This window comes from Methylobacterium sp. P5_C11, from assembly GCF_054049775.1.
Genome location: NZ_JBFULS010000120.1, coordinates 1 through 1,028 on the forward strand (window position 1 = coordinate 1; position 1,028 = coordinate 1,028).

Consider the following 1,028-nt stretch of genomic DNA (forward strand, 5'->3'; position numbering starts at 1 on the left):
GAACGGCCCCCAGGCGCGGTCGTGCGCCAGAGCCAGCGCCGCGAGGCCGGCGAGGGCGCCGAGGCCCGCCGCCGCCGCGACGTCCGGTGACGGATCAATTCGCCCGCCACGACCGTCCGGGCGCAGGTACTCGGCCGGATCCTCGCGCCGCTGCGGCTGCACCTCGCGCAGGGGCGAGACGCCGAGGCTCCAGCCCGGCACCTGGACGGCGGCGGCGGTGGTGCGGCCGGTCGCCGCCGCGCTCGCCAGCGTCAGGGGGAAACCCGGCACCTCCAGGGTGCGGGCGTCGAGGGCGGCGTAGAAGCTCTGGTAGGTCAGGCGCAGGCGCACCCGCCGGCCGCCGGCCGCCGGGGCGTCGTCGACCGCGACGGCGCGCAGGTCGAGCCAGTAGGTCACCGGACCGGGCTGGGGCAGGGTCGCGGGCTGCAGCCGGAAATCGGGATCGGCCAGGATCTCCACCTGCGCCTCGACCAGGTCACCCAGGAAGATCCCGAAGGGCCGCGGGCTGCGCACCTCGACGGAGCGCACCTGCGCGGCGGCCGGGCCTGCCGTCAGGGTGAGGGGCGCGGCCAGGACGCCGGCGAGGAGGCCGGCCAGCAGCAGGGCGGGACCGCGCGCGCCCATGCTCAGGTCGTCATCAGGTGGCGGGTGAGCGCCTGGGCGTCGAAGCGCCCGGCGAGGCGGAAGACCCGGCGCGCGAAGGGCGTGGCGGCGCGCTCCAGGGCGGCGATCCGGCCCCGCTCACGGGCGATCCAGGCCCGGCGCAGGCTCGGGCGCAGCAGGACCACGCGGCGGCCGCCGCCCTCGAGATCGTCGAGCTCGACGAGGCCGAAGGCCGGCAGCGCCTCCGCCTCGGCGGGGTCGGCGAGCAGGATCGGCACCGTGTCGTGCGGCGCCAGGGCGGCGAAGACCCGGGCGATCAGGCTCTCCGGCCAGCGGAAGTCGGAGGCGAGGAAGACGAGCTTCGGCCGCCCGGCGAGCCKCCGCGCGGCCTCCAGCATGCCGGCGCAGCCGCGACCCGCGCGGGG

2 protein-coding genes are annotated in these 1,028 nt (G+C 78.3%); both read right to left on the reverse strand.

Translation table 11 applies throughout. The annotated features are described in order from the left end of the window. The coding region (locus tag ACXJKQ_RS27590; protein ID WP_457108850.1) for a nonribosomal peptide synthetase MxaA at positions 1-624 on the reverse strand (624 nt) is incomplete at its 3' end. Positions 625-626: 2 nt separating this feature from the next. Further along, a partial coding sequence (locus tag ACXJKQ_RS27595; RefSeq protein ID WP_457108851.1) for a DUF58 domain-containing protein occupies positions 627-1,028 on the reverse strand: 402 nt, incomplete at its 5' end.